Raw genomic sequence first — 26,640 nt, forward strand, 5'->3', positions numbered from 1 at the left:
CGAAGCAATCCAGCGAGCGGCATCGGAAGCATGGATTGCTTCGTCGCAAGTGCTCCTCGCAATGACGATGGTTCTCTTAAAGCTTGGCGTAGTCGATCGGCGCGTGCCGGTCGAGCGTCCGCGTCACCGGCGGCAGCGGGTATTTCAGCCCGGTCGCGCAATTGAACAGCATCACCCGATCGTTTTTCGTGACGCGGCCGTCGGCGAGGCTCTGCTGGTAGGCGGCGTAGGTGGCCGCGCCCTCGGGACACAGCAGCAAACCCTCCTCGCGCGCCACCTCGTTCAACGCAGCAGAAATTTTCTCATCGGGCACCGCGATCGCAAAACCTTTGCTCTCCCGCACCGCGCGCAGAATCAGAAAATCGCCGACAGCCTGCGGCACCCGGATGCCGGATGCGATGGTGTGGGCATCTTCCCAGCGCGGGGCATGTTCGGTGCCGTTCTCGAACGCCCGCACCATCGGCGCGCAGCCCGAGGCCTGCACCGCCACCATCTGCGGCCGCTTGGCGCCGATGAAACCGATCGCCTCGAGTTCGGCGAACGCCTTCCACATGCCGATCAGGCCGGTGCCGCCGCCGGTCGGATAGAAGATCACGTCAGGCACGTCCCAGCCGAGCTGTTCGGCAAGCTCCAGCCCCATCGTCTTCTTGCCCTCGATGCGATAGGGCTCCTTCAGCGTCGAGGTATCGAACCAACCGGCTTTTGTCTTTCCTTCGCCGACGATCTTGCCGCAATCGTCAATCAGGCCGTTGACGCGATAGACGGTCGCGCCCTGCAGCTCGATCTCGCTGACATTCACTTCCGGCGTATCGGCGGGGCAGAAGATCGTGGTCCTGATGCCGCAGCTCGTGGCATAGGCCGCGAGCGCTGCGCCGGCATTGCCGTTGGTCGGCATCGCCATGTGCCTGATGCCGAGCGCCTTGCCCATCGACACCGCCATCACCAGCCCGCGCGCCTTGAACGATCCGGTGGGAAGGCGGCCCTCGTCCTTGACAATGATCTCGCCGCCGCCGATTTTCTTCGCAAGCTTGGGCAGGCGGATCAGCGGCGTCGTCACTTCACCGAGGCTCACGATGTCAGCGACTTTCCGCACCGGCAGCATCTCGCGGTAGCGCCAGAGATCGGCCGGCCGCTCCCTCAGCGCATCCTTGGTCAGAGCCTTCTTCACGCCGGCGAGGTCATAGCGCACCAAAAGCGGCTTGCCTGCCTTGGAGAGGTTATGGATCTGGTCGGCAGGATAGCGATCGCCTTCCATCGCGCATTCGAGATGGGTCACGAACGTCGGACGCTCGATGGTCAGATTGTCATTGTCTTTCACGGATTTTTTCTTTCTTGCTTTGCCGTTGGAGCATCACCGGGCTCGTGCCCCCCGCTCTCATATGTTCAGCACGCGGCCAAAGGCGTCCAGCACCGCTTCCTTCATCATCTCCGACAGGGTCGGATGCGGGAACACGGTGTGCATCAGCTCTTCTTCGGTGGTCTCGAGATTCATGGCCACCACGTAACCCTGGATCAGCTCGGTCACCTCGGCGCCGATCATGTGCGCGCCGAGCAGCTGACCGGTCCTCTTGTCGAAGATCACCTTCACCAATCCCTGGTCCTCGCCGAGCGCGATCGCCTTGCCATTGCCGACGAACGGGAAGCGGCCGACGCGGATCTCGCGGCCGCCTTCCTTCGCTTTTGCCTCGGTGAGACCGACCGACGCAACTTGCGGGTTGCAATAGGTGCAGCCGGGAATGAGGTTCTTGTCCATCGGATGCGGATGCAGGCCCTTGATGGCCTCGACGCAGATGACGCCTTCGTGCTCGGCCTTGTGCGCCAGCATCGGCGGCCCCGCGACGTCGCCGATGGCATAGATGCCGGGCACGCTGGTCTTGCCGTAACCGTCGATTACCACGCAGCCGCGGTCGGTTTTGATGCCGAGTTTTTCAAGGCCCAGATTTTCGATATTGCCGACCACGCCAACCGCCGAAATCACCCGGTCGAACTCGACGGCCTGCGGCTTCTTGCCATCGTCGATGGTGGCGATCACGCTGTCGCTCTTCCTCTCGAGTTTTGTCACCTTGGTGTCTGTCAGGATCTTGATGCCTTGCTTCTCGAACCGCTTGCGGGCGAGGCCCGCGATCTCGGCGTCCTCGACGGGAAGGATCTGCGGCAGCACTTCGACCACCATGACGTCGGCGCCCATCGTGTGGAAGAACGAGGCGAATTCGATGCCGATCGCGCCGGAGCCCACCACCAGCAGCGACTTCGGCATCTTGTCCGGCACCATCGCCTCGAAATAAGTCCAGACCAGCTTCCCGTCGGGCTCCAGCCCCGGCAGTACCCGCGGCCGCGCGCCGGTGGCGAGAATGATATGTTTTGCGGTGTAGGCGCCCTCGCCCAGCGTGCCCTTCGGCGCCTCCGCGTCGGATTTTGTCACCGTGATCTTTCCGGGGGCGTCAATCACGGCCTTGCCCCAGATCACCGTGACCTTGTTCTTCTTCATCAGGAAGCCGACGCCGTCGTTGAGGCGTTTTGACACGCCGCGCGAGCGTTGCACCACCGCCTTGGGATCGTAGGAGACATTGTCGGCGGAAAGCCCATAGTCTTTCGCGTGCTGCATGTAGTGAAAAATTTCCGCCGAGCGCAGCAGCGCCTTGGTCGGGATGCAGCCCCAGTTCAGGCAGATGCCGCCGAGATATGATTGCTCGATGATCGCGGTCTTGAAACCGAGCTGCGCCGCGCGGATCGCGGCGACATAGCCGCCGGGACCGGAACCGATGATGATGACGTCGAAGGAGGTGTCGGCCATGAAGGTTCCCGTCTAGCTCGAAATCGCTGTGCCGCGCGCACGGCGGCTGATGATAAACTTTCTTGTTCCCCATTTCAGCAAGACGATCAAAGCCATGATCGTCATGCCGGTCAGCACGATCGGTCCCCAGATGTTTCGCGACAGTGCTTCATTGGCGAAGAATGCGGCGTGGATCACATCGATGGCGAGGGGATTGAGCGCAATGACGGCTGCGAGCAGCGTCGACATCCAGGGCCATTGCGTTCGGACCTTCAACGTTGCGACCCCACTGGCGCACCCGTTACACCATCATCATGACAGGGTTTTCGATCAGCCGCTTGAACTCGCCGATCAGTTCGGCGCCGAGGGCGCCGTCGACCGCGCGATGGTCGCATGACAGCGTCACGCTCATAATGTGGGCGATTTCGATCTTGCCGGCGCGCACCACCGCGCGCTCCTCGCTGGTGCCGACCGCGAGAATGGTGGCGTGCGGCGGGTTGATCACGGCGGTAAAGTCCTTGATCCCGTACATGCCGAGGTTGGAGACGGCCGTGGTGCCGCCCAGATATTCCTCCGGCTTGAGCTTGCGCGCCCGTGCCCGCGCGGCAAAATCCTTCATCTCGCCCGAGATCGTCGACAATGATTTGGTCTCGGCCTTGCGGATGATCGGGGTAATCAGGCCGCCCGGCATCGCCACGGCAACCCCGATATCGGAATGCTTGTGCTTGAGCATGCCACTTTCAGTCCAGCTCACATTGCAATCGGGAATACGCTGCAGCGCGATCGCCATCGCCTTGATGACGAAATCGTTGACCGAGAGCTTGTAGAGCGGCTTCTTCTCCTTGTCCTTGGGCGCCGAGGCATTGATCTCCTCGCGCGCCTCCAGCAGCTTGCCGATGTCGCAGTCCATCGTCAGATAGAAATGCGGCACGGTCTGCACCGACGCCGTGAGCCGTTGGGCAATGGTGCGCCGCATGCCGTCGTGCGGCACGATCTCGTAAGAGCCCGGCTCAAACAGCGCGAGGATCTGCTTGTCCGACATCGCCGGCGCGATCGCGGGTGCGCCGGCGGGAGCAGCCGCAGGAGCCTTCAGGCCCTTGCCGGATTTGGCGTCCTCGACGTCGCGGGCGACGATCCGGCCATGCGGACCGGAGCCGTTGATGCGCGTAAGCTCAATGCCGGCTTCCTTTGCCAATCGTCGGGCAAGCGGCGACGAGAAGATGCGGGCGTGTCCGTTGGTCTGCGGCGCAGACGCTGCGGCCTGGGGCGCGGGCGCTGCAGCAGGGGTCGCGGCCTTCGGCGCTGGCGCTGCGGCCGGTGCAGGCGTCGTGGCAGGCTTTGGCGCCGGCGCCTCGGCGGCTTTCGGCGGCGCGCTGGCAGCAGCCCCCGCTCCCGCCGCCTTGACGTCCTCGCCGTCGCCAGCGAGCACCGCGATGACGTCGTTGACCGCCACGTCCTGAGTGCCCTCGGGCACCAGGATTTTCGCAATCGTGCCCTCGTCCACCGCCTCGACTTCCATGGTTGCCTTGTCGGTCTCGATCTCCGCGATGACGTCGCCGGACTTGACCTTGTCGCCCTCTTTCTTGAGCCACTTGGCAAGGTTGCCCTTTTCCATCGTCGGCGACAGCGCAGGCATCAGAATGTTGATTGGCATTGTCAGTGACCCTGTTGCGACCGCGGCGTGGTAGAGCCCATGTCGGTCGGCCGCGCGATTTCGGCTTCGAACATGTCGATGATGCGCGTCAGCGCTTCTTCCTCGGTGTACTCGCTTTCGCGCGCATAGGCGCGCGCGGCATGGCGCGCGATATCGACCAGCAGCAGACCCCACATGTCCGGCTCTTCGAAGGCGCGCGTGAAGGCAATGGAAAGTCCGCCATCGAGCACGAACGCGCGCAACACCTCGACGGCATCGTCACGGCCCATCACGTCGGGCGGCAGCGGTTGCTCCTTGGGACCAGCCATGTGTCACCGATAGCAGACGGCTTTGGCGGCTTCGACCACCTCGGCCACCGTGGGCAATGCGAGCTTCTCGAGATTTGCCGCATAGGGCATCGGCACGTCCTTGCCCGACACCCGCAGCACCGGCGCGTCGAGATAATCGAAGGCATGTTCCACAAGGCGGGCGGCGATTTCGGCGCCGACGCCGTTCTGCTGCCAGCCCTCCTCGACGGTGACCGCGCGCCCGGTCTTCTTCACGGAGGCGACGAGGGTGTCGGTGTCCATCGGGCGCAGCGTGCGCAGATCGATCACCTCGGCTTCGATGCCTTCCTTCGCCAGCTCGTCGGCGGCTTTCAGCGCGTAGGACATGCCGTTCGACCAGGAGATGATCGTGACGTGGCCGCCGGAGCGCACGATCCGCGCCTTGCCGATCGGAATCACGTAATCGTCGAGTTTCGGCACCTCGCCGGAATGACCGTAGAGCATCTCGTTTTCGAGGAAGATCACCGGATTGGGATCGCGGATCGCGGCCTTCAACAGGCCCTTGTAGTCGGCGGCCGAGAATGGCGCGATGACCTTCAGCCCGGGGATTTGCGAGTACCAGGCGGAGTAATCCTGGCTGTGCTGGGCGGCGACGCGGGCAGCCGCCCCGTTCGGACCGCGGAACACGATCGAGCAGCCCATCTGGCCGCCGGACATGTACAGCGTCTTGGCCGCGGAGTTGATGATCTGGTCCATCGCCTGCATGGCGAAATTGAAGGTCATGAATTCCACGATCGGTTTCAGGCCAGCCATCGCGGCACCCACGCCGACACCGGCAAAGCCGTGTTCGGTGATCGGCGTATCGATCACCCGCTTGGCGCCGAATTCCTGCAGCAACCCCTGGGTGACCTTGTAGGCGCCCTGATATTCGGCGACCTCCTCGCCCATCACGAAGACGTCGGGATCCCTGCGCATCTCCTCGGCCATGGCGTCACGCAGCGCTTCGCGGATGGTCATCGTGACCATTTCGGTACCCGCAGGCACTTCGGGATCGGGCTCGGCGACGGCCTTCGGCGCAAGCGGCGCGGATTCGTTCCTGGACGCGGGCGCGGATTTGGCTTCCGCCGCGGGCGGCGCTGGTTCGGCGGCCTTCTCCTGCTTCGCCGGCGCGGCTGCCTTGCCGAGATCGGCGGCGCTCTCTCCGTCAGACAGGATGGTCGCGATCGGGGTGTTGACCGCGACGTCGGCGGTGCCTTCCGGGATCAGGATCCTGCCAAGGGTGCCTTCATCGGTGGCCTCGACCTCCATCGTCGCCTTGTCGGTTTCGATCTCGGCGATGACGTCGCCCGATTTGATCGCCTCGCCTTCCTTTTTCAGCCATTTCGAAAGGTTGCCCTTCTCCATGGTCGGCGACAGCGCGGGCATCAGCACTTGAATTGGCATGGTAGCTCCGGAAAATTCACTCTTCAGGCAGGAATGCGCGAGCGACGCTCAGCGATAGACGTCAGTCCACAATTCGGAAGCATCGGGCTCGGGGTCATGCTGCGCGAAATCTGCGGCGGCGTTGACGATCTCCCGCACCTCGGCATCGATGGCCTTCAATTCCTGCTCGCTGACCTTTGCCGCCAGCAGGCGGGTGCGGACCTGCTCGATCGGGTCCTGGTCATGGCGGACCTTGTCGACTTCCTCGCGGGTACGATATTTCGCCGGGTCCGACATCGAATGGCCGCGGTAGCGGTAGGTCTGCATCTCCAGAATGTAGGGTCCCTTGCCGGCGCGGCACCATGCGACCGCCTTGTCGCCGGCGGCCTTCACGGCGCGGACGTCCATGCCATCGACCTGCTCGCCGGGAATGTTGAAGGAGATGCCGCGCTTGGAGAAATCGGTCTGCGCCGAGGAACGCGTCACCGAGGTGCCCATCGCGTAACGGTTGTTCTCGATGATGTAGATCACCGGGAGCTTCCACAGCTCCGCCATATTGAAGCTTTCATAGACCTGGCCCTGATTCGACGCGCCGTCTCCGAAATAGGCCAGGCTGACGAAATCATTGCCGCGATAGCGGTTGGCGAAGGCGAGCCCGGTGCCGAGCGACACCTGCGCGCCGACGATGCCATGGCCGCCGAAAAAATTCTTCTCCTTGCTGAACATGTGCATGGAGCCGCCCTTGCCCTTGGAATAGCCGCCGTGGCGCCCGGTCAGTTCGGCCATCACGCCCCTGGCATCCATTCCGCAGGCCAGCATGTGCCCGTGGTCCCGGTATCCGGTTATGACCTGATCGCCCTGCTTCAGGGCCATCTGCATGCCCACCACGATGGCTTCCTGGCCGATATAGAGATGGCAGAAGCCGCCGATCGCGCCCATGCCGTAGAGCTGCCCGGCCTTTTCCTCGAACCGCCGGATCAGCAGCATGTCGCGCAGCGCGCCCAGTTCCTGTTCCCGGGTGAATTCCAGCGGCTGGTCGGCGCCGTTACCCTTTTCCGGGCCTGTTTCTTTGGTGGCGGTTTTCTTCGGTGCGGCCATGGCTGATCCGGATGAGAGAGCGAATAGCCCTCTCTATCCCAACTCAAACCGCCGTGAAAGGATTGCGTGACGTCGGGAAAGTCTTGCTATGCCGCAGTGCAATGCGACGCGACATTTTCGAAATTGATTTTGTCATGTTTTGAAATTTGCGGACCGACGCGCATCAAAAGCCGTCCTGTCCAAAGGACAAGCCGCCTTCGGCGAGCCTCGACGGCACGTCGCGGTCCGTCCTTCAAGGCGCGCAACCGCGCGCCCCAAGACGACGCCGCTGCCCGCCTCCACGGTTCGGATTCGGTTCAATTCGGAGTGTTGATCCGAACCAGATCGTGCGGATTGGCGTAATCGAGCTGGTAACGCGCGCGCTCGTCCAGCATGTCCGGGTCGACCCGGTCGGACCTCAACAGCGACACGCGCTGCTCGCCCTCGGCGCGCTCCCGCTTCAGCCGCGCCAATTCGGACGTCAAGGCGACGATCTCCTGATCGAGTTCCTGGCGCGCATTGAGCCCATACTTCCCGGTATAGGCATTGACCCCGAAATAACCGATCATCGCCGCCGCTATGGTGTAGAGGGCGAGGCCGGTCAAAAAGGATTTGAGTCGCGAGCGGGAAACCATGGCCGCCAAGATGCGACGGCCCGGTTAACGGAATCCTAAGGGTCGGCCGGCAGTGCCCGGCCCGACCTCTGCCTATTTATGTTGCTTTTCGACGAAGGCGGCAAAGGCGCCGAGATATTGTTGCAACACCGTCTGCAGCGATTCCTTGGTCAGGTTGCCCTTGTCGTCGAAGGCGTCGCCGACGCCGTTCAGATAGATTTCGGGTTGCCCAAGGATCGGGCCGGAAATGCCCGGCAGGATATTCTGCAGCTGCTTGGCGGCACTGACGCCGCCAAGCGGTCCGGGCGAATTGGAGACGATGCCGATCGGCTTGCCGAGGAACGAGCTCTTGCCATAGGGCCGCGATGCAACGTCGATGGCGTTCTTCAGCACGCCCGGGATCGAGCGATTGTATTCGGGCGTGACGAACAACACCCCGTTCGACTTCTGCAGCTTCTCGCGGAACGCCACCCAATCGGCCGGCGGCGCCGCTTCCAGATCCTGATTGAAGAAGGAGATGCCGTTCAGGGTGGTGACGTCGAGTTTCAGGGCAGCCGGCGCCAGCTTGGCCAGGGCGTTGGCGACCTTGAGGCTAAAGGCCTCTTTGCGAATGCTGCCGACGATGACGACGATATTATATGGAGTGGACATCAGATTTCCTTTGGACGCGGGCGCCGGATCGGCTTGGCCGCCACCCTAGCCATGTCGGCAAACGATGCAAGTGCATGAAAGTCCGCTAACCGGCGAATTTTATCCGGCGTCTGGTATATTTGCCGATGCGTCCACCTGCAGGCAGCGTCGAAACTCCGCAACGGCTTGATGGGTCAACCATACGGCCTTGGTCGACAGGCCGCCGAAACGAAAAAGGCCGCCCGATGTCGGCGGCCCGTTCCGCCGAACGATGTCGGTCAACGCTCAGATCACCGGATTCCACGCAATCGGGACCAGCCGGTACTTGGCACCGTCCTTCTCGACATGGCCGATCGAGGGGAAGGTGAAATGGAAGCCCACCACCATCGCCTTCTCGGCCGCCGCCATGTCGTAAAACTTGTGGCGGGTGGCCTGGGCCAGATCGGGATCCGTATCGTAGACGACATGCCAGTCCGGATTGCGCAGGAAAAATTCGGGAATGTTGGTGACATCCGACTGAATCAAAACCTTCGAATTGCCGGAGGCAACGGCGAAGGAGGTATGTCCGGGAGTATGCCCGGGCGTCGCAATCGAGGTGATGCCGGGCGCGACCTCCTTGCCCCATTCATACTGCGTCACCTTGGATTCAATGCCGGCGAAAGTCTTCTTCACGTTGGCGAAGTAGTTCTTCATCATCGTGTTAGATTCGGCCTTGGCGGCGTTCTCGTCGCTCATCCAGAATTTCCATTCGACCGCCGGCACCATGATCTCGGCGTTCGGGAATGCCATCGAGCCGTCGGCGGCACGGATGCCGTTGGTGTGGTCAGGATGCAGATGCGATAACAGCACGATGTCGATGCTCTTGGGATCGGCGCCGGCGGCGGCAAGGTTCTGCAGCGTGCGGCCGACCGCGCCCTTGGTCGGCTCGAGATTGGCGATCCCGTTGCCGGTGTCGATCAGCACCAGCTTGCTGCCGGTATTGATGAGCTGCGGGTTGAACGGCACCGTCACCATGCCCTGCGGCATGTAGGAGGCTTCCGCGGCAGCCAGCGCCTCGTCCTTCTTGACGTTGGTCACGAACGTGTCGGGCAGCGGGAACGAACGCGCCCCGTCATTGATCGAGGTGCATTCGTAGCTGCCGACCTTGTAGCGATAGAAGCCGGGCGCCTGGGCGCCGGCTGGCGGGACCGCGGCACGCGCCGGCGACGCGGCGAATGACGAAGTCAAAGCGGTTGCCGCGCCGGCAGCGGCTGCTCCCGCTAGAAGTTGACGGCGGTTCAGGTCGATCATGAAAGTTTCCCCCTCGGTGTATGCCGCGTTTTGGGCCTGCGAATTCGGCGCGAATGTTCCCCCGCAGCCGGAGGAACGCAAGACCATCTTTGGTTCAATTATCCAACTAGTTTCCGGAACGCCCCGACGACGGCTGTCAGCCCTTGTTCGGGTTGATCAGGTACTTCTCGCCGGTCGCGCGCCTGGCGTAGACGGCAATATGGTTGAGCTGCAGCGTCTCCTGCAGCGACACCACCTGCGTGTAATGGCTGGCGAACGTTGTCTTGAGTTCGTCGACCACTCGCTGGCGCAGTCTTGCTCCCTCGGCCGCCCCGATCTTCATCAGGAACGGAGTCAATAGCCAGCCTCCGATACCCCAGGCCATCCCAAACGCGCGGTTCAGCTCGGTCGGCCGCAAATCGAGGCCGCCATAGATATAGACCTGCTTGTGCACGCTCGATCCGTATCGGCTGTAGACCTTTGCGGTCTTGTTGATTGCCGCCTCCATGCAGGTGAGAATCTGCCCCACCAGCTTGCCGCCACCGATGGGGTCGAACGCCAGCGTCGCGCCGGTTTCCACCAGCGCATTGGTCAGGTCGTCCATAAACGTTGCTGCGGTGGAATCGACGACATATTTCGCGCCGATCTTGCGGAGGATATCGGCCTGCTCCTTGCTGCGCACGATGTTGACCAGGCCGATGCCGTCCTTGAGACAGATCTTGTTGAGCATCTGCCCGAGATTGGAGGCGGCCGCCGTGTGCACCAGCGCCTTGTGGCCCTCGCGCCGCATGGTCTCGGTCATGCCGAGCGCTGTCAGCGGATTGACGAAACAGGAAGCGCCCTCGGCTGGGGTGGTGCCGGCGGGCAGCGGCAGGCATTCGGCAACCTTCAGGCAGCGATATTGCGCATACATCGCGCCGCCGATCATGGCGACGGTTTTGCCCATCAGCGCTTTCGCCGCATCCGACGATCCGGCCCTGATCACCACGCCGGCGCCCTCGTTGCCGACCGGCATGGATTCGTCGAGCCGCGCTGCCATGGCTTTCATGCCGGCTTCCGGGACTTTTGCGGTGATGACCGGCAGGTCCCCGGTGCCGGACGCCCTGGCGGTCGTCATATCGGCAGCGCCGACCAAAAGACCGAGATCCGACGGATTGATCGGCGAAGCCTCGACGCGCACCACGACTTCATCCGGACCAGGCTCGGGCGTCGGCACATCGACCAGCGATATCTCGAGTTCGCCGCTCTTTTTTATCAGCGAACGAAGTTGCAGCCCGGTCTTGGTGTCGGCGCTCATCTTGAACCTCCCTGTTTTCGGCCTGGCCGAATTTGGCCGGCAGTGTTCTCACGTTGGCAGGGAAACGCAAGCCTCAGCGGCTTACACAATTTCGTTTGTTTTTGCTCTGCTGTGCTTTGCGAAATTGGGCGCTCCGGGGTTATGTTACGCGCGGCGCTGAAGGAAATTGCAAATGAGCCAAAGCGAGATCGACGCGGTCCGCGTGCTCCTGGGCTCAAAGCCGCGCCCGGTCGGCTGGCATCAACGTCGTCAGCGCATCGAGGAAGTCGGGGCGGTGTGGCCGGCCGCCAGCGACGTAAAATTCGAAGAAGTGGATATTGCGGGACTGCGGGGCGAGTGGTCGATGGCTCCCGGCAGCGACGCATCGCGCGTCCTGCTGTTTTTTCACGGTGGCGGTTATTGCTCCGGCTCCATCCTCAGCCATCGCAGGCTGGTCACCGAGGCCGGCCGGGCCGCTACGACAAGAACGCTCGCGATCGAATATCGGCTCGCGCCTGAACATCCCTTTCCTGCCGCGCTGGATGACACCTTGGCGGCATGGAATTTTCTGCGCCGATGCGGCATCGCGGCCGAACATATTGTGGTCGGCGGAGATAGTGCCGGCGGAGGCCTGACCATCGCTCTGATCAACCGCCTGCGAGCAACAGGAGAACACACCCCCGGCTGTGCGTGGCTTCTTTCGCCATGGACCGACCTGACACTGTCCGGTTCGACGCTTGCCACCAAGGATGCCGTCGACCCCATCATTCATAAGGCGTATCTGGCCGAACTGATCGAGGCTTATCTTCCCGCCGATGTCGACCGCAAAGACCCGCGCGTTTCTCCGCTCTATGCCGATCTGAAGGGTTTTCCGCCGACGCTGATCCAGGTCGGCGCGTGCGAAACTTTGCTTGAGGATTCCACCCGTTTTGCAGCGGCAGCAGGAAGCGCCAACGTTGCCGTCACGCTCGAGATATGGCCGGATATGATCCACGCCTGGCCGATGTGGAACGCCCATCTGGAGCCGGGACGACGAGCGCTTGCAGACGCCGGCGAATTTGTTCGCCGCCACCTGTTCAAGTTTTGACGGCGGTGCAATCTTATCGCAGCGCCTTCAGTGCCGCCTTCCCCGCATATTTCGCCTGCGTGCCCAGTTCATGCTCGATCCGCAGCAACTGGTTATACTTGGCGGTGCGGTCGGAGCGCGCCAGCGAGCCGGTTTTGATCTGGCCGCAATTGGTGGCGACCGCGAGGTCGGCGATGGTGGAATCCTCGGTTTCGCCGGAACGGTGCGACATCACGGCGGTGTAGCCGGCCTTGTAAGCCATCTCGACCGCGCTCAGCGTTTCCGTCAGCGTGCCGATCTGGTTGACCTTGACCAGGATCGAATTGGCGCGGCCGTGCTTGATGCCGTCGGCAAGCCGGGTGACGTTGGTGACGAACAAATCGTCGCCGACCAGCTGGCATTTGTTGCCGATCAGGTCGGTCAACTCCTTCCAGCCGTCCATGTCGTCTTCGGACATGCCGTCCTCGATCGAGACGATCGGATAGCGCGCAGCCAGATCGGCGAGATATCTGGCCTGCTCGGAACGCGAGCGGGTCTTGTTCTCGCCACCATAGACGTAGTTGCCGTCCTTGAAGAATTCGGTCGCCGCGCAGTCCAGCGCCAGCATGACGTCGGAGCCGGCCTTGTAGCCGGCCTTGCCGATCGCGCCCATGACGAATTCGAGGGCTGCGTCCGCCGACGGCAGGTTCGGCGCGAAGCCACCCTCGTCGCCGACATTGGTATTGTGACCGGCCTTCTTTAATTCCGCCCGCAGCGTGTGGAAGATTTCCGATCCGCAGCGCAGCGCTTCGGCAAAGCTCGCGGCGCCGACCGGCATGATCATGAATTCCTGGAAGTCGATCGGGTTGTCGGCATGCACACCGCCATTGATGATGTTCATCATCGGCACCGGCAGCGTCCGCGCCGAGGTGCCGCCGACATAGCGATACAGCGGCAAGTCCGAGGACTCGGCGGCGGCCTTGGCGACCGCGAGCGAGACGCCCAGGATAGCGTTGGCGCCGAGCCGGCTCTTGTTGGGCGTGCCGTCGAGCCCGATCATGGTGTCGTCGATCTGGACCTGCTGCTCGGCGTCCATGCCGCCGACCGCGTCGTAGATATCGCCGTTCACCGCGTCGACCGCCTTCTGCACGCCCTTGCCGAGATAGCGCGCCTTGTCGCCGTCGCGCAGTTCGACCGCCTCATGCGCGCCGGTGGAGGCACCCGACGGCACAGCCGCGCGGCCCATCGAGCCGTCTTCCAGCACCACATCGACCTCGACGGTGGGGTTGCCGCGGCTATCGAGAATTTCACGGCCGATGATGTCGATGATGGCGGTCATGGGTCACCTCTTTGGGAGCGTCGGGATCGGGTGGTCGCCGCTGCTTCTACAGCAAGGATTCAGGGCGGAAAAGGCCGCCTCCCGCGTGACGTCGACGTGACGATTGTCTATTACGCAGGCAACGGAGACCGCATCATGTCGAAAAAGCCTGGCAAAGCCTCGAAATCGGAACCCCTGCAGCTCGGCCGTGCCGTGGAATGGCCCAAAACCCCGGGCGAGGCCAAACTCGACCGGGTGTCCAATCCGCAAAAGGATACGGATTACGTGGTCCGCTTCACCGCGCCGGAATTCACCTCGCTCTGCCCGGTCACCGGCCAGCCGGATTTTGCGCATCTGGTGATCGATTACGTGCCTGGCCCGTGGCTGTTGGAATCGAAGTCCCTGAAACTCTATGTCGCGAGCTTCCGCAATCATGGTGCGTTCCATGAGGACTGCACGGTCATGATCGGCAAGCGGATCGCATCGGAGATCAAACCGAAATTCCTGCGCATCGGCGGCTACTGGTATCCGCGCGGCGGCATTCCGATCGACGTGTTCTGGCAGACCGGCCGGTTGCCCAAGGGCATGTGGATGCCCGACCAGGGTGTCGCGCCCTATCGCGGGCGGGGCTGATCAGTACGCGCTGAGAAGATCGACCTTGGCATTGGCGAGGATCAGCCGCCGCGCCAACAGCGCCGACAGATTGCGCATGATCTTCATCGCGATCTGCGGATGAAGCTGACGGTAGTCGGCAAATGCATCAAGCGGAAGCTCCAGGCATTTGATCGGGGTATCGGCCCAGACATCGGCGCTGCGCCGTTGCTCAATGATGGCCATCTCGCCGAACTCCATTCCGGGTCCGAGCGAAGCCAGCCGCACGCCGCTGGGTAATTTGACGCCGCTCTGCAGAAAGAACAGGGAATTGGCGGGCTCCCCGGCGCTGACGATGCGCTGGCCGACTTCATACCAGCGCTCGGTCGACAGTTCGGCCAGAGCAGCTATTTCGTCCGCGCCCAATCCAGCGAGCAGGGCCTGCTCACCGAGATGGGAGGTTTCCTTTACGGCGGTGAAGCCGCCATACCGATAGATAATCTGATCCTCTGCCCATTCGATAGCTTCATCGAGCAGCGCGAAGCGCCGCAACCTTTGCGGCTCGGCCGTCCGCGCGAAAACCGCGGTCCAAACCGACGAAAGTGCCTCGACCCCCGTCAGTATCGCAGTGACGCCGGTGTTGCCGAGGGTAGCGAGTTTTTCGCCGAGCAACTGTGCCCCCGCCGCCGTGATGTCGGGAACGCGCCGGAAATCCAGAATCAGAAGCGGCGCGTTCGGCGGCGCGCTGGCGAGCCGCCGCGTGACGTAGTCTATCGCCGCAAAATTGAGCGCACCCACGAGTTCGATCACGCGAATGTCGCTGTGACGATCGTCGAGGATCTGTTGCTCGTGGGGCTGGCGGCTGCGGCGCGAGGAAATGCCGAAGATATCGTAATCGGCGATGATGCAGGTGCGCACATCGGCGCTCCGGTTGAGCATATGCAGATCGAACCGCGCAGACAGCGCCTCACATACCCTAAGCCCCGCGCGCTGTTACCATGGCTGTCGAGGAGCGGCGAGAAAGTGCCCAGTCCGAGTTGCGAAGGCAGCGCCGCGACGATGCCGCCGCCGACGCCGCTCTTGGCGGGCATGCCGACGCGATAGATCCATTCGCCGGCGTAATCATACATGCCCGAACTCGTCATCACCGAAAGCGTGCGGGCAACGATGTGCGGCGTGATCACCTGAACTCCGGTGACCGGATTGATGCCGCGGTTAGCCAATGTCGCCGCCATGACCGCGAGATCGCGCGCGGTGACCAGCACGGCGCATTGCCGAAAATACGTATCGAGCACGGCGTTAACGTCGCCTTGCAGTACCGAGTAATTGCGCAGCAGCCAGGCGATCGCTCGATTGCGGTTGCCGGTGGCGACCTCCGAGGCGTGCACGGCATCATCGACGCCGAGTTCGCGGCCAGCAAACTGACTGAGCTTCTCCCGGATGCGTTCGAATGCGTCAGCGCCATCGACCTGATGGATCAATCCAGAGCACGCGATCGCGCCGGCATTGACCATGGGATTGAACGGCCGGTTGTCGTTGGTGAGCCGGATCGAGTTGAAAGCCTCGCCGCTGGGCTCAACGCCGATCGCGGCGGCGACGCGCTCCTCCCCGACCGTCTCGAGCGCAAGGGCAAACACGAAGGCCTTGGAGACCGATTGAATGGTGAAAGACACGGCGCTGTCGCCGGCTTCATAGACGTGGCCATCGATGGTGACGAGCGCGATCCCGAATTGGGCCGGATTGGCTCTCTGCAGCTCAGGGATGTAGTCGGCAACCGCACCGGTATCATCTGTTTTGAACTCCTCGTAGCAGCGGGTCAGAAATCGCTGCAGCGGGGGTTGTGTGGCGTATCCGGCATTTCTCGCCTTGACGGCGCTGCTGACCTGAAGCGTTACTTGGGCGTCCACGAGTTCATCCTTATTTCGTAAAAAATGAAGCAATCCCCGTGCCATGGATGCCACTCGACTGTGCGCATCAGGCCCATCCCAACGAGACCGTGTGCGTCATCCTGACGCTGCTCGGCAGGTCCTTACCCGGCACCTGAATTGCTTATGGTGAGGAGGCGATTGGCTTGGCCGGAAATTCGACTGCGCATGGCCGAATCCACCGCTGCATCGGTGCGGGGTGTTCGAATGGCGATCAGGAAATTAAGAGAAGCGTCGCCCTTGTGGGTGTGGCTCGCGATCGTGCTGCTGGTTTGCGGCGCCATCGCCTATGTGGCGGCCGTCTCGATCATGGAATATCTCATGGCAGCCGGGACCTGACCGGTTTGGCCTGCGGGTTCGCTGGCAAGCATTTGACGCGATGTGCCGCGGCAAAATTGCCCGCCGGATTTGCCAATCCCGGATCAGCCCACTCAGCGCTTGCACAACCCGCTTTTGAGCTCCCAGCGATCGCCTGTGCGGGCGACGGCGACGATGTCGAAATACAGGCGCTCCTCCGGATCGGCCTTCGATATGAAGGTGACTTCGCAGAGAAATCCGCTGATGGTCGTGCTGCATCAGACCAGATTTGCGATGAACGGCAGCAATGGCGGGGTGTTGCAGGACAACTTTGCTCTCGGCGTTGCGGCGCCCGACGCTTCTATCGCCGACCAGGTGTCCAATAGCCAGAATGGCGTCTGCACCATCTCGCAATGGCGCAGCGGCCACTGCGCATCGCCCGCAAAAGCCTTCGACATCCCGTTCGCCGAACTCGGGGAATTCGTCTACCACTGCCATATCCTCGAACACGAGGACGGGGGCATGATGGCGCGGGTAAAGGTCGTGCCCGCATCCAACTAGGCGAACGCGTGTTTTTGGCGCGGGGCATCCCCCACGCCAATCTTGCCCGCGCCGTTTGGCCGGCTCGTCGTCGGGACGCGGCTTAAGGCTGAACGTCCGGACGCGCGGCCGCGTCGGCCGGCCTCTGCTGCCGCAGCAGTTGGGTGCAGGCGATGCCGAGCGCGACCATCACGGCTGCGGCTGTCAGCAAGGTCGTTACCTTGCCGGCATGTTGAATGCCGAAGCCGTAGGCGATCGGGCCGACGGTCTGGCCCATGAAGAAGAAGAACGAATGCAGCGACAGCGCGGTGGCGCGGGCCTCCACCGAGAGCTCGCTGGCAAACACCTGCATGCAGCCGTGGATCATGTAGAAGCCCCAGCCCATGAAGAGCAGGCTGAGCGCCTGGATTTTCCAGCCGGGGCCGAACGCGATGACGGCAAGTTGCGAGGCGACCAACGAAGCGCCCGCGATCATCATGCCGTTGACGCCAAGCCACGGCAGAAAGCGCGAAACCGTCAGCGTGTAGAACAGCCCGCCGACAGCGAAGCCGGCAATGACGATTCCGGCGATCGAAAGGCTGGTTTCGCCGAGTTCGAACAGGAACGCCGCGAGGTACGGAAACAACCCCAGTACGCAGCACCCCTCGATGAAGACAGCGGCATAACAGACCGCGTTCGGATTGCTGAAGATGGTGCGGTAGCCGTGCCGGAGCGCTTTCAGATTGGTTCGAGGCGGATGCACCAGCGCCGCGCCGCGAAAGCCAAGGGCAACCGCTACCGAGGCCAGAACGACGAGGCCGCCGAGCACCGACAACACCCCGCGCCAGCCGAGGAAGTCGCCGATCAGGCCGGAGGCCGAGGCGCCCAACAGGTTTCCCGTCATCGAGCCCGCGAGCGTCCGCCCGATCGCCACTTGCCGCTTTTCCGGCCCAACCAGATCGCTGGTCAGGCTTAGCGCGATCGGAAACACGCCGCCGGCACCGATGCCAGCCAGAATGCGTGTCGCGAACAACAGCGGGAACGACGTCGACATCGCGCCCAGGATGTTGGCAAGGCCGAGCAGAACCAGGCAGCCGATCATCAGGCGCACCTTGCCGAACAGGTCGGCAGCGGCTCCGAGCACCGGCTGCACGATCGCAAAGGTGAAGGCGAAGACGGAAGCGAAACTGGCCGCCGTCGCGATCTTGATCGTCAAATCCTCGGCAACGTGCGGCAGCACCGGATCGAGCGCCCGGGCCGACAGGCTTGCGGCAAAGGTCGCCAGCGCGATGATGTTCAGGGCCGGCGGCAGGCGCTGCTCATGCGGCCGCAATCCCTTCCGCGGCATCAACGCGCTGCGTTCTTGTCGGGATGCTTCTGCAGGTTCTTGGCGATCGCGTCGAATGCCATCAGCGTCCGCAGCAGGGGTTCGAACTCGCGCAGCGGCACCATGTTGGGTCCGTCCGACGGCGCATGGTCGGGATCAGGATGGGTTTCGATGAACACGCCGGCGACGCCGACGGCGACCGCGGCGCGCGCCAGCACGGGGACGAATTCGCGTTCGCCGCCCGAGGACGTGCCCTTGCCGCCGGGCTGCTGCACCGAATGGGTGGCGTCGAAGATCACCGGCGCGCCGGTTGTGCGCGCCAGGATCGGCAGCGCGCGCATGTCCGAAACCAGGGTGTTGTAGCCGAACGAAACGCCGCGTTCGGTGACCAGCACATTGGGATTGCCGGCGCCGGTGATCTTGGCGACGACATTGGCCATGTCCCAGGGCGCCAGGAACTGGCCCTTCTTGACGTTGACGGCCTTGCCGGTCGCCGCCGCCGCCAGCAGCAGATCGGTCTGCCGGCACAGGAACGCAGGGATCTGCAGGACGTCGACGGCCTGCGCCACTTCGGCGCACTGCGCGGCCTCGTGAACGTCGGTCAGCACCGGCAGGCCGAGCGAGGACCGAATCTCGGCGAAAATCGGCAGCGCCTGTTTCAATCCGATGCCGCGCGCAGCCGCTGAACTGGTGCGGTTGGCCTTGTCGAAGGAGGTCTTGTAGACGAGCCCTAATCCGAGGCGGCTCGCGATCTCCTTCAGCGCCGAGGCCACCTCGAGCGCGTGCGCACGGCTCTCGAGCTGGCACGGACCCGCGATGATCGAAATCGGCAAGCCGTTGCCGAATTTGACCGACCCAACGGCAACGACCGGCGCGGCAGCAATGTTGGCGTTCAAGGGCCCTGTCCTGTTTAAGGCGCGACCATGCCGGGCAGCGGCGGGCCGATCAACCCCGATTTGATGTCTCGAATATCAGGGTTGCGCCCCGGCCGATGCCCGGCGATGCCACGAAATGCCGGTTACTTCACCGTCGAGAAGGCGGTCGGTACCAGCATTTGATTGACGATGTTGCCGACGATCTGGCCGTCTTCCTCGGTCTTGGCGCGCGCCGTGAGCCATTCCGGATCGGTCGCAAAGGCGTTCCACTTCTTCTCGCGCTCGGCGAGCGATTCCCACGCCAGAAAATAGGTCAGTTCCTGATTGGATTCGCCGACCAGCGTGGTGAAGAACCCGGCCGGCCGGATGCCGTGCTTCTCCCACAGCTTCAGCGTCGTCTGCTCGAAGCGTTTCAACAGCGCCGGCAGCCGGCCCGGCACACAGCGGTAGACGCGCATTTCGTAGATCATCGGCTTTGCTCCCTGTTCTATTTTTCTTGCGGTATCGGGAGCGATTTGTCGCAATAATCCGCGCGCTCGTCAAAGGCCGACGATGCAGGGCGTCTATACCAGCCGCGACTGCACCATCGCGGCCTGAATGAACGACGCGAACAAGGGATGCGGTTCGAACGGGCGCGATTTCAGCTCGGGGTGGAATTGCACCCCGATGAACCAGGGATGGTCCTCGTACTCGACGATTTCCGGCAATACGCCGTCGGGCGAGAGCCCTGAGAACTTCAGCCCGTGCTGTTCCAGCCGGTCCTTGTAGGCGGTGTTGACCTCGTAGCGGTGGCGGTGGCGCTCCGATATCTCGGTGGCGCCGCCGTAAACCTCCGACACCCGGCTGCCGCGCTTGAGCGCCGCGGGATAGGCGCCAAGCCGCATGGTACCGCCGAGATCGCCCGATTTCGTCCGCTTCTCCAGCTCATTGCCGCGCAGCCATTCCGTCATCAGGCCGACCAGGGGTTCCGGCGTCGGGCCGAACTCGGTGGAATTGGCCTGTTCGATGCCGACCAGATTGCGCGCGGCCTCGATCACGGCCATCTGCATACCGAAGCAGATGCCGAAATAGGGCACGTCGCGCTCCCTGGCGAACTGCGCCGCGCGGATCTTGCCCTCGGCGCCGCGCTGGCCGAATCCACCGGGCACCAGGATCCCGTTGACGTGCTCAAGGAACGGCGCGGGGTCTTCGTTCTCGAACACCTCGCTCTCGATCCAGTCGAGATTGACCCTGACCTTGTTGGCGATGCCGCCGTGCGACAACGCCTCGATCAGCGACTTATAGGCATCCTTCATGCCGGTATATTTGCCGACGATCGCGATGGTGACGTCGCCTTCGGGATTGCGAATCCGCTCGTTGATCTCGCTCCAGCGTAGCAGCGCCGGCGGGATTTTGGGCGCGATGCCGAATGCCGCCAGCACCTCGTCGTCCAGTCCGGCGGCGTGATAGGCCTCCGGCACCGCATAGATGTTGTCGACGTCACGGGCCTCGATGACGGCGCTTTCCCGCACATTGCAGAACAGGCCGAGCTTACGCCGCTCTTCCTTGGGAATCGGCCGGTCGGTGCGGCACAACAGGATATCCGGTTGGATGCCGATCGAGCGCAGCTCCTTGACCGAGTGCTGGGTCGGCTTTGTCTTGAGTTCGCCGGCGCTCGGGATGAACGGCAACAGCGTCAGATGGATGTAGATGGCGTGTTCGCGCGGCAGGTCGTTCTTGATCTGGCGGATCGCCTCGAAGAACGGCAGGCCCTCGATGTCGCCGACGGTGCCGCCGATCTCGCACAGCACGAAGTCGAACTCATCGTTGCTGTCGAGGATGAAATCCTTGATGGCGTTGGTGACGTGCGGAATCACCTGGATGGTGGCACCGAGATAATCGCCGCGGCGCTCCTTGGTCAGGATGTCCTGATAGATCCGCCCCGTCGTGATGTTGTCGGCCTTGCTGGCGGGGCGCCCGGTGAAGCGCTCGTAATGGCCGAGATCGAGGTCGGTCTCGGCGCCGTCGTCGGTCACGAACACTTCGCCGTGCTGGTACGGCGACATCGTTCCGGGATCGAGGTTGAGATAGGGGTCGAGCTTGCGAAGCCGGACCTTGTAGCCACGGGCCTGCAGCAGCGCCCCGAGTGCCGCCGAAGCCAGACCCTTGCCGAGCGAAGAAACCACGCCGCCGGTGATGAAGATGTACCGCGCCATGGGACTTAACCTTTAAGGCTACCGGCTCGATTCGCCAAAGCGAATCGCCAGACGGCAGCGAACATTTTGTTGAGCTGTGGGTGACTGAGAATTTAAAGCGTTATCAGCAACTTGATGGGGATTTCTGATGCAGGACGCCAGATGCCGTCCTGCATGGCCCCCCTGCTTTATTGCGAACGCGGCGCCTGCGGCCCCGCCGGAGGCGGCTGATTCTGCTGCTGCTCGTCGGCTTTCTTCAGCGAATCCAGGATGCCACCCGAGGTCGGCGGGGCGACCGGGGCTGCTCCGCCCGCCGGCTGCGACTGCGAGGCCGGCGTCGCGCCAATAATCGAACTCGGCTTGCGGTCGTAGCTCGCATACCACGATAGGAAAAGGCTGGTGAGGAAGAAGCCGAACGCCAACACCGCCGTGGTGCGGGTCAGCAAATTCGCTGTCCCCCGGCTCGACATGAAGCCGGCGCCGCCGCCGACGCCTAGGCCGCCGCCCTCGGATTTCTGCAACAGCACCGTCGCGATCAGGGTCGCAACGATCATCAGGTGAATTACGATAGCAACAGTCTGCATCTCGACCTTCCGTCACAAACCGAGAGCGCCGGGGTCCGGCAATTCAGGCGGTTTGCGGGGTTTGAAGTGGCGCGGTGTTACACGATCGGGAGGGGCATTGTCACCCCCAAGGGACTACAAGGGGACGATCATCCCGGGAGTATCATCCCCCCCGCACCGCCTGGCCGTTAGTTAAGGGCAACCGCGCGCAATCGCAAGGAAATCGGCCGCTTTCAGGCTGGCGCCGCCCACCAGCGCGCCATTGACGTTGGCCACTGCCATCAACTCCGCGGCGTTGGAGGGTTTTACCGAGCCGCCATAAAGGATCCGGATCCTGGCCCCCTCCCCCTTAAATCGAGCAATCAGGAGTTCCCGGATAAATCCATGAATTTGCTCGACATCCCACGCGGTGGGGGTCAGCCCGGTACCGATCGCCCAGACCGGCTCATAGGCCACCACCAGATTGTCCGATCGCGCCCCATCCGGCAGCGAGATGTTGAGCTGGCCGCGGCAGATATCGAGCGTTTGGCCCTGATCTCGCTGATGCTGGGTTTCTCCGATGCAGACGATCGCCGTGAGGCCGGCGCGCCAGACCGCTTCCGCCTTTTGCCGGACCTCAACGTCGGTCTCGCCGTGATTGGCGCGCCGCTCGGAGTGGCCGACGATGATGGCGCTGGCGCCGGCGTCCGCCAGCATCTCGGCCGAAAGATCGCCGGTATGGGCGCCCGACGGCTTGGCGTGGCAATCCTGCGCACCGACCCTCAGCGACTTGGAACCACGGGCCCTTTCCGCGAAACTCGCAATCAGGGTTGCCGGCGGGCAGACCAGCAGGTCGGCTTTATCAGCGACATCTGAGGCCCCCGCCAGCATGGCCTCGAATTCGGCCAGGGAGGATTTGAGGCCGTTCATTTTCCAGTTGCCGGCGATCAGCGGCCGGATGGCATCGGTCATGTCGGAATTCCCTAAGGGAGTATGTGGGTCACGATTGCGCTAGCAGAGCCCGGCGGCAAGTTCCAGATACGCACCTGCGGGGCCTTGAGCCGTTAACCGCTTCAATTGGCCTCCCCACGATGGTTGCGACGCCGCCGTTGCCACTTTATGATGCTTTCTCAACCCGGTGATGCCCTTTTGCGGAATTCGATCCCGAATTTCCCTTCGGCGCGACCCGGTTCCCTCCTGCAAACAAGTTGGACCCATGCTTCGAGGAATGCGGAAAGCCTCATCAAACTGGCTCGGCAAGACGATTATGGCCGTGGTGATGGGCGTATTGATTGTCAGCTTCGGCATCTGGGGCATCGCCGACATATTCAGGGGCTTCGGTCAATCGACGCTGGCCACGATCGGCCACACCGAGATCTCGATCAACGAGTTCCGCCAGCTCTACACCGAAAAGCTGCAGCAGATCGGCCGCCAGTTCGGACGGCCGCTGACGACGGACCAGGCCCGGGCCTTCGGCATCGACCGCCAGGTTTTGCAGCAAACCATCGCGGAAGCCGCCCTTGACGAGGAGGCGCGCCGGCTCGGGCTCGGACAATCCGACGCCGAGACCATGCGCGTGATTTTGAACGATCCCAATTTCAAAGGCGTCAACGGCAATTTCGATCCGCAGCGCTTCCAGGCCGTGATCCGGCAGTTCGGCTTCACCGAGCAGCGCTATCTCGCCGACCAGCGCAAGGTATCGCTGCGGCGTCAGATCGCCGGCACGATTTCCGCCGGACTCGAACCGTCGAAAGCGATGATCGAGGCGCTCAGCCGCTTCCAGAACGAGCAACGCGGAATCGAATACGTCAAACTCGACGCCGCGCAGGCCGGAACCATCGATCCGCCGTCGCCGGAGGCGCTGGCCGCCTATTTCGACGACCACAAGGCCCAATTCCGCGCGCCTGAATATCGCAAGATCGTTTTTGTCGCGATCACGCCGGAGGAAATCGGCAAATGGAGCGAGGTCTCGGACGACGACGCCAAAAAGCTGTTTGAGCAACGCCGCGATCGCCTGGGAACGCCGGACAAGCGCGAAGTCTCGCAAATGGTTTTTCCGAACGTGGAGGAAGCCGCCACGGCGCGCAGTCGTATCGCGTCGGGCTTGTCGTTCGACGATCTCGCCAAGGAGCGCGGGCTTGCCGCTGCCGACGTCGATCTCGGCATGGTCGCGAAGTCCGAAATTATCGATCCGGCGGTGGCGGTCGCGGCCTTCTCGCTCAATTCCGGCGACGTGAGCCAGCCGGTGCAAGGCAGGTTCGGCGTCGCTTTGGTCAAGATCGGCAAGATCGAACCCGGCGCGCAACCGACCTATGAAAGCGTGGCCGCCGGCCTGAAGAAGGAGATCGCCACCGAGCGCGCGCGCACCAAGGTGGCCGAACTGCGCGACAAGATGGAGGACGAACGCGGCGGCGGCGCCAGTGTCACCGAAGCCGCGCAGAAACTGGGCCTTGCCGCCGTCACCATCGACGCCGTCGATCGCTCCGGCCGCCTTCCCGACGGCCAGCCGGCTGCCAACATTCCCGTTGGTCTCGATGTCGTCTCCCAGGCGTTCAACAGCGACGTGGGCGTCGACAACGATCCGATTCCGTTCAAGGGCGGCAACGTCTGGTACGACGTTCTCGGCATCACGCCTTCGCGCGAGCGCAACCTCGACGAGGTCAAGGACCAGGTCGAAGCGCGCTGGCATGACGACCAGATCATGAGCAAACTCAAGACCAAGGCGACCGAAATGGTCCAGAAGCTCGATCAGGGCGGCAAGCTTGCCGACGAGGCCGCAACCGCGGGGGTCAAGGTCGAAACCGCCAGCGGATTCAAGCGCGATGCCTCGCTGCCCGGCGTACCCGCCGGGGTGATCGCGGCGGCGTTTCGCACCGCCAAGGATGGCGTCGGACAAACCGCCGGCGCCGCCAACAACGAGTGGATCGTGTTCCGCGTGACCGACGTAACCGTGCCGCCGGTCGACTTTGCCTCGGACGACATCAAGAAACTGAAGGAGAGCGTTCAGCGCAGCCTGACCGATGAACAGATCGCGCAATACGTCACCAAGCTCGAATCCGATATCGGCACGACGATCAATCAAGCCGCCTTCGCGCAGGTCACGGGCGCAAATAACTGAGCATGATCCGGAAAAATGGGCACCGGGTTTCCGAAAAGAGCATGCTCAAATAAATAAGCATTTCGAAAGTTCGCGATGGACGACCTCAAATCTATCATCGGAAAAGTCGCCACCGGCGCGACCTTGTCGCGCGATGAGGCGGCATCCGCTTTCGACAGCATGATGTCGGGCGAGGCCACCCCTTCGCAGATGGGCGGGCTGTTGATGGCGCTGCGCGTCCGCGGCGAAACCGTCGACGAAATCACCGGCGCGGTGTCGGCGATGCGCTCCAAGATGCTGCGGGTCACCGCGCCCGCCGACGCCATCGACGTGGTCGGCACCGGCGGCGACGGCTCCGGCTCGGTCAATGTTTCGACCTGCGCCTCCTTCATCGTCGCGGGCGCCGGCGTTCCCGTCGCCAAGCACGGCAATCGCGCCTTGTCGTCGCGCTCGGGCGCGGCGGATGTGCTGTCGTCGCTCGGCGTCAAGATCGACCTCAGGCCAGAGCAGGTCGGCCGCTGCGTTCAGGAGGCCGGCATCGGCTTCATGTTCGCGCCCTCGCATCATCCGGCGATGAAGAACGTCGGCCCGACCAGGGTGGAACTGGCGACGCGCACGATCTTCAACCTGCTGGGGCCGCTATCCAACCCGGCCGGCGTGACCCGGCAAATGGTCGGGGTATTTTCAAGGCAGTGGGTGCAGCCGCTGGCGCAGGTGCTGAAGAATCTTGGCGCCAAATCGGTCTGGGTGGTGCACGGCTCCGACGGCCTCGATGAAATCACCCTCACCGGCCCGACCTTCGTCGCGGCCCTCGAGAACGGCAATATCCGCACTTTCGAGGTGACGCCGGAGGAAGCCGGGCTTAGCCGCGTCGGCGGCGAGGCGCTGAAGGGCGGCGACGCCGGCGCCAATGCCGTCGCGTTGCAAAGCGTGCTCGACGGGATGCCGAGCCCTTTTCGTGATGTCGCATTGTTGAACGCTGCGGCGGCCTTGATCGTGGCCGGGCGCGTCACAAATCTCAGGGAAGGCGTGGCGCTCGGTATCAAGTCGCTCGACTCGGGCGCAGCGCTGGAAAAGTTGAAACGTCTGATAGCGGTCTCCAACGACTGACCGCAGGGATCGCGATGTCCGACATCCTGACCAAGATCGAAGCTTACAAGCGCGAGGAGATCGCGGCCGCCAAGCGCACCCATCCGCTTGCGAGCGTCGAAGCGCTGGCGAAGGCCGCGCCACCGCCGCGTGGCTTTGTGAGCGCTATCCGCAAAAAGCTTGGTGACGGCGAATACGCACTGATCGCCGAAGTGAAGAAGGCGTCGCCCTCCAAGGGAATGATCCGCGCTGATTTCGATCCGCCGGCGCTGGCGAAGGCCTATGAAGCCGGTGGCGCCGCGTGCCTCTCGGTGCTGACGGATCAGCCGTCGTTCCAGGGCCATCTCGATTTCATGGTGGCGGCGCGTGCGGCCACCAGACTGCCGGTGCTGCGCAAGGATTTCATGTTCGACACCTATCAGGTCGCCGAGGCACGCGCCCATGGCGCCGATTGCATCCTGATCATCATGGCGGCACTCGGCGACAGCGCCGCCCGCGATATCGAGGACGCGGCCTGTGCCTATGGCATGGATGTGCTGATCGAGATCCATGAACGGGCCGAACTCGATCGCGCCTTGAAGCTGCGCTCGCCGATGATCGGCATCAACAACCGCAATCTGCGCACCTTCGAGACCACGCTTGCGACCAGCGAGACACTGGCGCCGCTGATTCCGGAGAATCGCCTGATGGTCGGCGAGAGCGGCATCTTTACGCCCAGCGATCTGGCGCGGCTTTCGCGTGTCGGCATATCGACCTTCCTAGTCGGCGAAAGCCTGATGCGGCAGGCCGATGTGACGGCGGCGACCCGTGCGCTGCTTGAGCGCGGCGCCGCGTCCGGCGCCACCGGCACGCGCTGACCG

The 26,640-nt window shown here is 63.1% G+C and carries 25 protein-coding genes and 1 pseudogene; 7 read left to right on the forward strand and 19 right to left on the reverse strand.

Annotation, left to right across the window (positions count from 1 at the left end; genetic code table 11):
* Window positions 1-76: 76 nt before the first annotated feature.
* The 11 genes from B5525_RS32585 to B5525_RS32635 form a co-directional block, all read right to left on the reverse strand.
* Entirely contained in the window at window positions 77-1,318 is a 1,242-nt protein-coding gene (locus B5525_RS32585; protein ID WP_079569832.1) for a threonine synthase, read from the reverse strand.
* A gap of 57 nt (window positions 1,319-1,375) precedes the next feature.
* Window positions 1,376-2,794, reverse strand: coding sequence for a dihydrolipoyl dehydrogenase (gene lpdA / locus B5525_RS32590; protein WP_079569834.1), 1,419 nt, complete (start codon window positions 2,792-2,794; stop codon window positions 1,376-1,378).
* Between the two features lie 12 nt (window positions 2,795-2,806).
* The gene (locus tag B5525_RS32595) at window positions 2,807-3,022 is read right to left on the reverse strand and encodes a hypothetical protein (RefSeq protein WP_079569835.1); all 216 of its coding nucleotides are present in this window, start codon (window positions 3,020-3,022) and stop codon (window positions 2,807-2,809) included.
* Window positions 3,023-3,074: 52 nt separating this feature from the next.
* Window positions 3,075-4,427, reverse strand: a complete 1,353-nt coding sequence (locus B5525_RS32600; protein ID WP_079569837.1) for a pyruvate dehydrogenase complex dihydrolipoamide acetyltransferase — start codon at window positions 4,425-4,427, stop codon at window positions 3,075-3,077.
* 2 nt (window positions 4,428-4,429) lie between these two features.
* A complete protein-coding gene (locus B5525_RS32605) occupies window positions 4,430-4,735 on the reverse strand; it encodes a DUF5076 domain-containing protein (RefSeq protein ID WP_079569838.1) in 306 nt (101 codons plus the stop codon).
* Between the two features lie 3 nt (window positions 4,736-4,738).
* Complete coding sequence (locus tag B5525_RS32610; protein WP_079569840.1) at window positions 4,739-6,136, reverse strand: pyruvate dehydrogenase complex E1 component subunit beta; 1,398 nt, start codon at window positions 6,134-6,136, stop codon at window positions 4,739-4,741.
* A 48-nt stretch (window positions 6,137-6,184) separates the two neighbouring features.
* Window positions 6,185-7,213: a pyruvate dehydrogenase (acetyl-transferring) E1 component subunit alpha gene (gene pdhA, locus B5525_RS32615; protein ID WP_079569841.1), complete on the reverse strand. Its 1,029-nt coding sequence runs from the start codon at window positions 7,211-7,213 to the stop codon at window positions 6,185-6,187.
* Between the two features lie 296 nt (window positions 7,214-7,509).
* Window positions 7,510-7,827, reverse strand: a complete 318-nt coding sequence (locus B5525_RS32620; protein WP_079569843.1) for an FtsB family cell division protein — start codon at window positions 7,825-7,827, stop codon at window positions 7,510-7,512.
* Window positions 7,828-7,899: 72 nt separating this feature from the next.
* Entirely contained in the window at window positions 7,900-8,457 is a 558-nt protein-coding gene (locus B5525_RS32625; RefSeq protein ID WP_079569845.1) for an NADPH-dependent FMN reductase, read from the reverse strand.
* 264 nt (window positions 8,458-8,721) lie between these two features.
* Window positions 8,722-9,726, reverse strand: coding sequence for an MBL fold metallo-hydrolase (locus tag B5525_RS32630; RefSeq protein WP_079574092.1), 1,005 nt, complete (start codon window positions 9,724-9,726; stop codon window positions 8,722-8,724).
* 136 nt (window positions 9,727-9,862) lie between these two features.
* Entirely contained in the window at window positions 9,863-11,002 is a 1,140-nt protein-coding gene (locus tag B5525_RS32635) for a zinc-binding dehydrogenase (protein ID WP_079569846.1), read from the reverse strand.
* A 172-nt stretch (window positions 11,003-11,174) separates the two neighbouring features.
* Here B5525_RS32635 and B5525_RS32640 point away from each other — a divergent pair, with 172 nt between their 5' ends.
* Window positions 11,175-12,068: an alpha/beta hydrolase gene (locus B5525_RS32640; protein WP_079569848.1), complete on the forward strand. Its 894-nt coding sequence runs from the start codon at window positions 11,175-11,177 to the stop codon at window positions 12,066-12,068.
* A gap of 13 nt (window positions 12,069-12,081) precedes the next feature.
* On the opposite strand, the gene eno is transcribed toward B5525_RS32640, so the two are convergent.
* Entirely contained in the window at window positions 12,082-13,365 is a 1,284-nt protein-coding gene (gene eno / locus B5525_RS32645) for a phosphopyruvate hydratase (RefSeq protein ID WP_079569849.1), read from the reverse strand.
* 135 nt (window positions 13,366-13,500) lie between these two features.
* On the opposite strand from eno, the gene queF reads away from it, so the two are divergent.
* Window positions 13,501-13,977 (forward strand): preQ(1) synthase, encoded by a 477-nt coding sequence (gene queF / locus B5525_RS32650; protein ID WP_079574094.1) that lies wholly within the window; start codon window positions 13,501-13,503, stop codon window positions 13,975-13,977.
* On the opposite strand, the pseudogene glsA reads toward queF, so the two are convergent.
* Window positions 13,978-15,767 (reverse strand): annotated as a pseudogene (gene glsA / locus B5525_RS32655) (glutaminase A).
* 261 nt (window positions 15,768-16,028) lie between these two features.
* On the opposite strand from glsA, the gene B5525_RS44755 reads away from it, so the two are divergent.
* Both B5525_RS44755 and B5525_RS45910 read left to right on the forward strand, forming a co-directional pair.
* Window positions 16,029-16,199, forward strand: a complete 171-nt coding sequence (locus B5525_RS44755) for a hypothetical protein (RefSeq protein ID WP_154073583.1) — start codon at window positions 16,029-16,031, stop codon at window positions 16,197-16,199.
* Window positions 16,200-16,352: 153 nt separating this feature from the next.
* Window positions 16,353-16,718 (forward strand): multicopper oxidase domain-containing protein, encoded by a 366-nt coding sequence (locus tag B5525_RS45910; RefSeq protein WP_197687860.1) that lies wholly within the window; start codon window positions 16,353-16,355, stop codon window positions 16,716-16,718.
* An 82-nt stretch (window positions 16,719-16,800) separates the two neighbouring features.
* Here B5525_RS45910 and B5525_RS32665 read toward each other — a convergent pair whose 3' ends face one another.
* From B5525_RS32665 to tpiA, 6 genes are all read right to left on the reverse strand, one after another.
* A complete protein-coding gene (locus B5525_RS32665; protein ID WP_079569851.1) occupies window positions 16,801-18,024 on the reverse strand; it encodes an MFS transporter in 1,224 nt (407 codons plus the stop codon).
* Window positions 18,024-18,899 (reverse strand): 3-deoxy-8-phosphooctulonate synthase, encoded by an 876-nt coding sequence (kdsA, locus tag B5525_RS32670; protein ID WP_079569853.1) that lies wholly within the window; start codon window positions 18,897-18,899, stop codon window positions 18,024-18,026. The genes B5525_RS32665 and kdsA overlap by 1 nt, the downstream gene beginning before the upstream one ends.
* Before the next feature lie 122 nt (window positions 18,900-19,021).
* Entirely contained in the window at window positions 19,022-19,348 is a 327-nt protein-coding gene (locus tag B5525_RS32675) for an NIPSNAP family protein (protein WP_079569854.1), read from the reverse strand.
* A gap of 93 nt (window positions 19,349-19,441) precedes the next feature.
* Entirely contained in the window at window positions 19,442-21,073 is a 1,632-nt protein-coding gene (locus B5525_RS32680; protein ID WP_079569856.1) for a CTP synthase, read from the reverse strand.
* A gap of 167 nt (window positions 21,074-21,240) precedes the next feature.
* On the reverse strand, window positions 21,241-21,636 hold the full coding sequence (secG, locus tag B5525_RS32685; protein ID WP_079569857.1) for a preprotein translocase subunit SecG: 396 nt from the start codon (window positions 21,634-21,636) through the stop codon (window positions 21,241-21,243).
* A 171-nt stretch (window positions 21,637-21,807) separates the two neighbouring features.
* The gene (tpiA, locus tag B5525_RS32690) at window positions 21,808-22,566 is read right to left on the reverse strand and encodes a triose-phosphate isomerase (protein WP_079569859.1); all 759 of its coding nucleotides are present in this window, start codon (window positions 22,564-22,566) and stop codon (window positions 21,808-21,810) included.
* Window positions 22,567-22,810: 244 nt separating this feature from the next.
* Between tpiA and B5525_RS32695 the strand changes: the two genes are divergently transcribed.
* The 3 genes from B5525_RS32695 to trpC all read left to right on the forward strand — a co-directional run bounded on the left by B5525_RS32695 (window position 22,811) and on the right by trpC (window position 26,637).
* The gene (locus B5525_RS32695; RefSeq protein WP_079569860.1) at window positions 22,811-24,712 is read left to right on the forward strand and encodes a peptidylprolyl isomerase; all 1,902 of its coding nucleotides are present in this window, start codon (window positions 22,811-22,813) and stop codon (window positions 24,710-24,712) included.
* A 75-nt stretch (window positions 24,713-24,787) separates the two neighbouring features.
* Complete coding sequence (gene trpD / locus B5525_RS32700; RefSeq protein WP_079569862.1) at window positions 24,788-25,801, forward strand: anthranilate phosphoribosyltransferase; 1,014 nt, start codon at window positions 24,788-24,790, stop codon at window positions 25,799-25,801.
* 14 nt (window positions 25,802-25,815) lie between these two features.
* Window positions 25,816-26,637 (forward strand): indole-3-glycerol phosphate synthase TrpC, encoded by an 822-nt coding sequence (trpC, locus tag B5525_RS32705; protein ID WP_079569863.1) that lies wholly within the window; start codon window positions 25,816-25,818, stop codon window positions 26,635-26,637.
* The last annotated feature ends 3 nt before the right edge of the window (window positions 26,638-26,640 follow it).

It is taken from the genome of Bradyrhizobium erythrophlei (assembly GCF_900129505.1).
Lineage (GTDB): Bacteria > Pseudomonadota > Alphaproteobacteria > Rhizobiales > Xanthobacteraceae > Bradyrhizobium > Bradyrhizobium erythrophlei_D.

Excerpts from the sequence above, each read along its gene's own strand:
- lpdA (WP_079569834.1), bottom strand. The coding sequence starts at position 2,794 with ATGGCCGACACCTCCTTCGACGTCATCATCATCGGTTCCGGTCCCGGC.
- B5525_RS32595 (WP_079569835.1), bottom strand. The coding sequence starts at position 3,022 with ATGTCGACGCTGCTCGCAGCCGTCATTGCGCTCAATCCCCTCGCCATC.
- B5525_RS32600 (WP_079569837.1), bottom strand. The coding sequence starts at position 4,427 with ATGCCAATCAACATTCTGATGCCTGCGCTGTCGCCGACGATGGAAAAG.
- B5525_RS32605 (WP_079569838.1), bottom strand. The coding sequence starts at position 4,735 with ATGGCTGGTCCCAAGGAGCAACCGCTGCCGCCCGACGTGATGGGCCGT.
- B5525_RS32610 (WP_079569840.1), bottom strand. The coding sequence starts at position 6,136 with ATGCCAATTCAAGTGCTGATGCCCGCGCTGTCGCCGACCATGGAGAAG.
- pdhA (WP_079569841.1), bottom strand. The coding sequence starts at position 7,213 with ATGGCCGCACCGAAGAAAACCGCCACCAAAGAAACAGGCCCGGAAAAG.
- B5525_RS32620 (WP_079569843.1), bottom strand. The coding sequence starts at position 7,827 with ATGGTTTCCCGCTCGCGACTCAAATCCTTTTTGACCGGCCTCGCCCTC.
- B5525_RS32625 (WP_079569845.1), bottom strand. The coding sequence starts at position 8,457 with ATGTCCACTCCATATAATATCGTCGTCATCGTCGGCAGCATTCGCAAA.
- B5525_RS32630 (WP_079574092.1), bottom strand. The coding sequence starts at position 9,726 with ATGATCGACCTGAACCGCCGTCAACTTCTAGCGGGAGCAGCCGCTGCC.
- B5525_RS32635 (WP_079569846.1), bottom strand. The coding sequence starts at position 11,002 with ATGAGCGCCGACACCAAGACCGGGCTGCAACTTCGTTCGCTGATAAAA.
- B5525_RS32640 (WP_079569848.1), top strand. The coding sequence starts at position 11,175 with ATGAGCCAAAGCGAGATCGACGCGGTCCGCGTGCTCCTGGGCTCAAAG.
- eno (WP_079569849.1), bottom strand. The coding sequence starts at position 13,365 with ATGACCGCCATCATCGACATCATCGGCCGTGAAATTCTCGATAGCCGC.
- queF (WP_079574094.1), top strand. The coding sequence starts at position 13,501 with ATGTCGAAAAAGCCTGGCAAAGCCTCGAAATCGGAACCCCTGCAGCTC.
- B5525_RS44755 (WP_154073583.1), top strand. The coding sequence starts at position 16,029 with ATGGCCGAATCCACCGCTGCATCGGTGCGGGGTGTTCGAATGGCGATC.
- B5525_RS45910 (WP_197687860.1), top strand. The coding sequence starts at position 16,353 with ATGTCGAAATACAGGCGCTCCTCCGGATCGGCCTTCGATATGAAGGTG.
- B5525_RS32665 (WP_079569851.1), bottom strand. The coding sequence starts at position 18,024 with ATGCCGCGGAAGGGATTGCGGCCGCATGAGCAGCGCCTGCCGCCGGCC.
- B5525_RS32675 (WP_079569854.1), bottom strand. The coding sequence starts at position 19,348 with ATGATCTACGAAATGCGCGTCTACCGCTGTGTGCCGGGCCGGCTGCCG.
- B5525_RS32680 (WP_079569856.1), bottom strand. The coding sequence starts at position 21,073 with ATGGCGCGGTACATCTTCATCACCGGCGGCGTGGTTTCTTCGCTCGGC.
- secG (WP_079569857.1), bottom strand. The coding sequence starts at position 21,636 with ATGCAGACTGTTGCTATCGTAATTCACCTGATGATCGTTGCGACCCTG.
- tpiA (WP_079569859.1), bottom strand. The coding sequence starts at position 22,566 with ATGACCGATGCCATCCGGCCGCTGATCGCCGGCAACTGGAAAATGAAC.
- B5525_RS32695 (WP_079569860.1), top strand. The coding sequence starts at position 22,811 with ATGCTTCGAGGAATGCGGAAAGCCTCATCAAACTGGCTCGGCAAGACG.
- trpD (WP_079569862.1), top strand. The coding sequence starts at position 24,788 with ATGGACGACCTCAAATCTATCATCGGAAAAGTCGCCACCGGCGCGACC.
- trpC (WP_079569863.1), top strand. The coding sequence starts at position 25,816 with ATGTCCGACATCCTGACCAAGATCGAAGCTTACAAGCGCGAGGAGATC.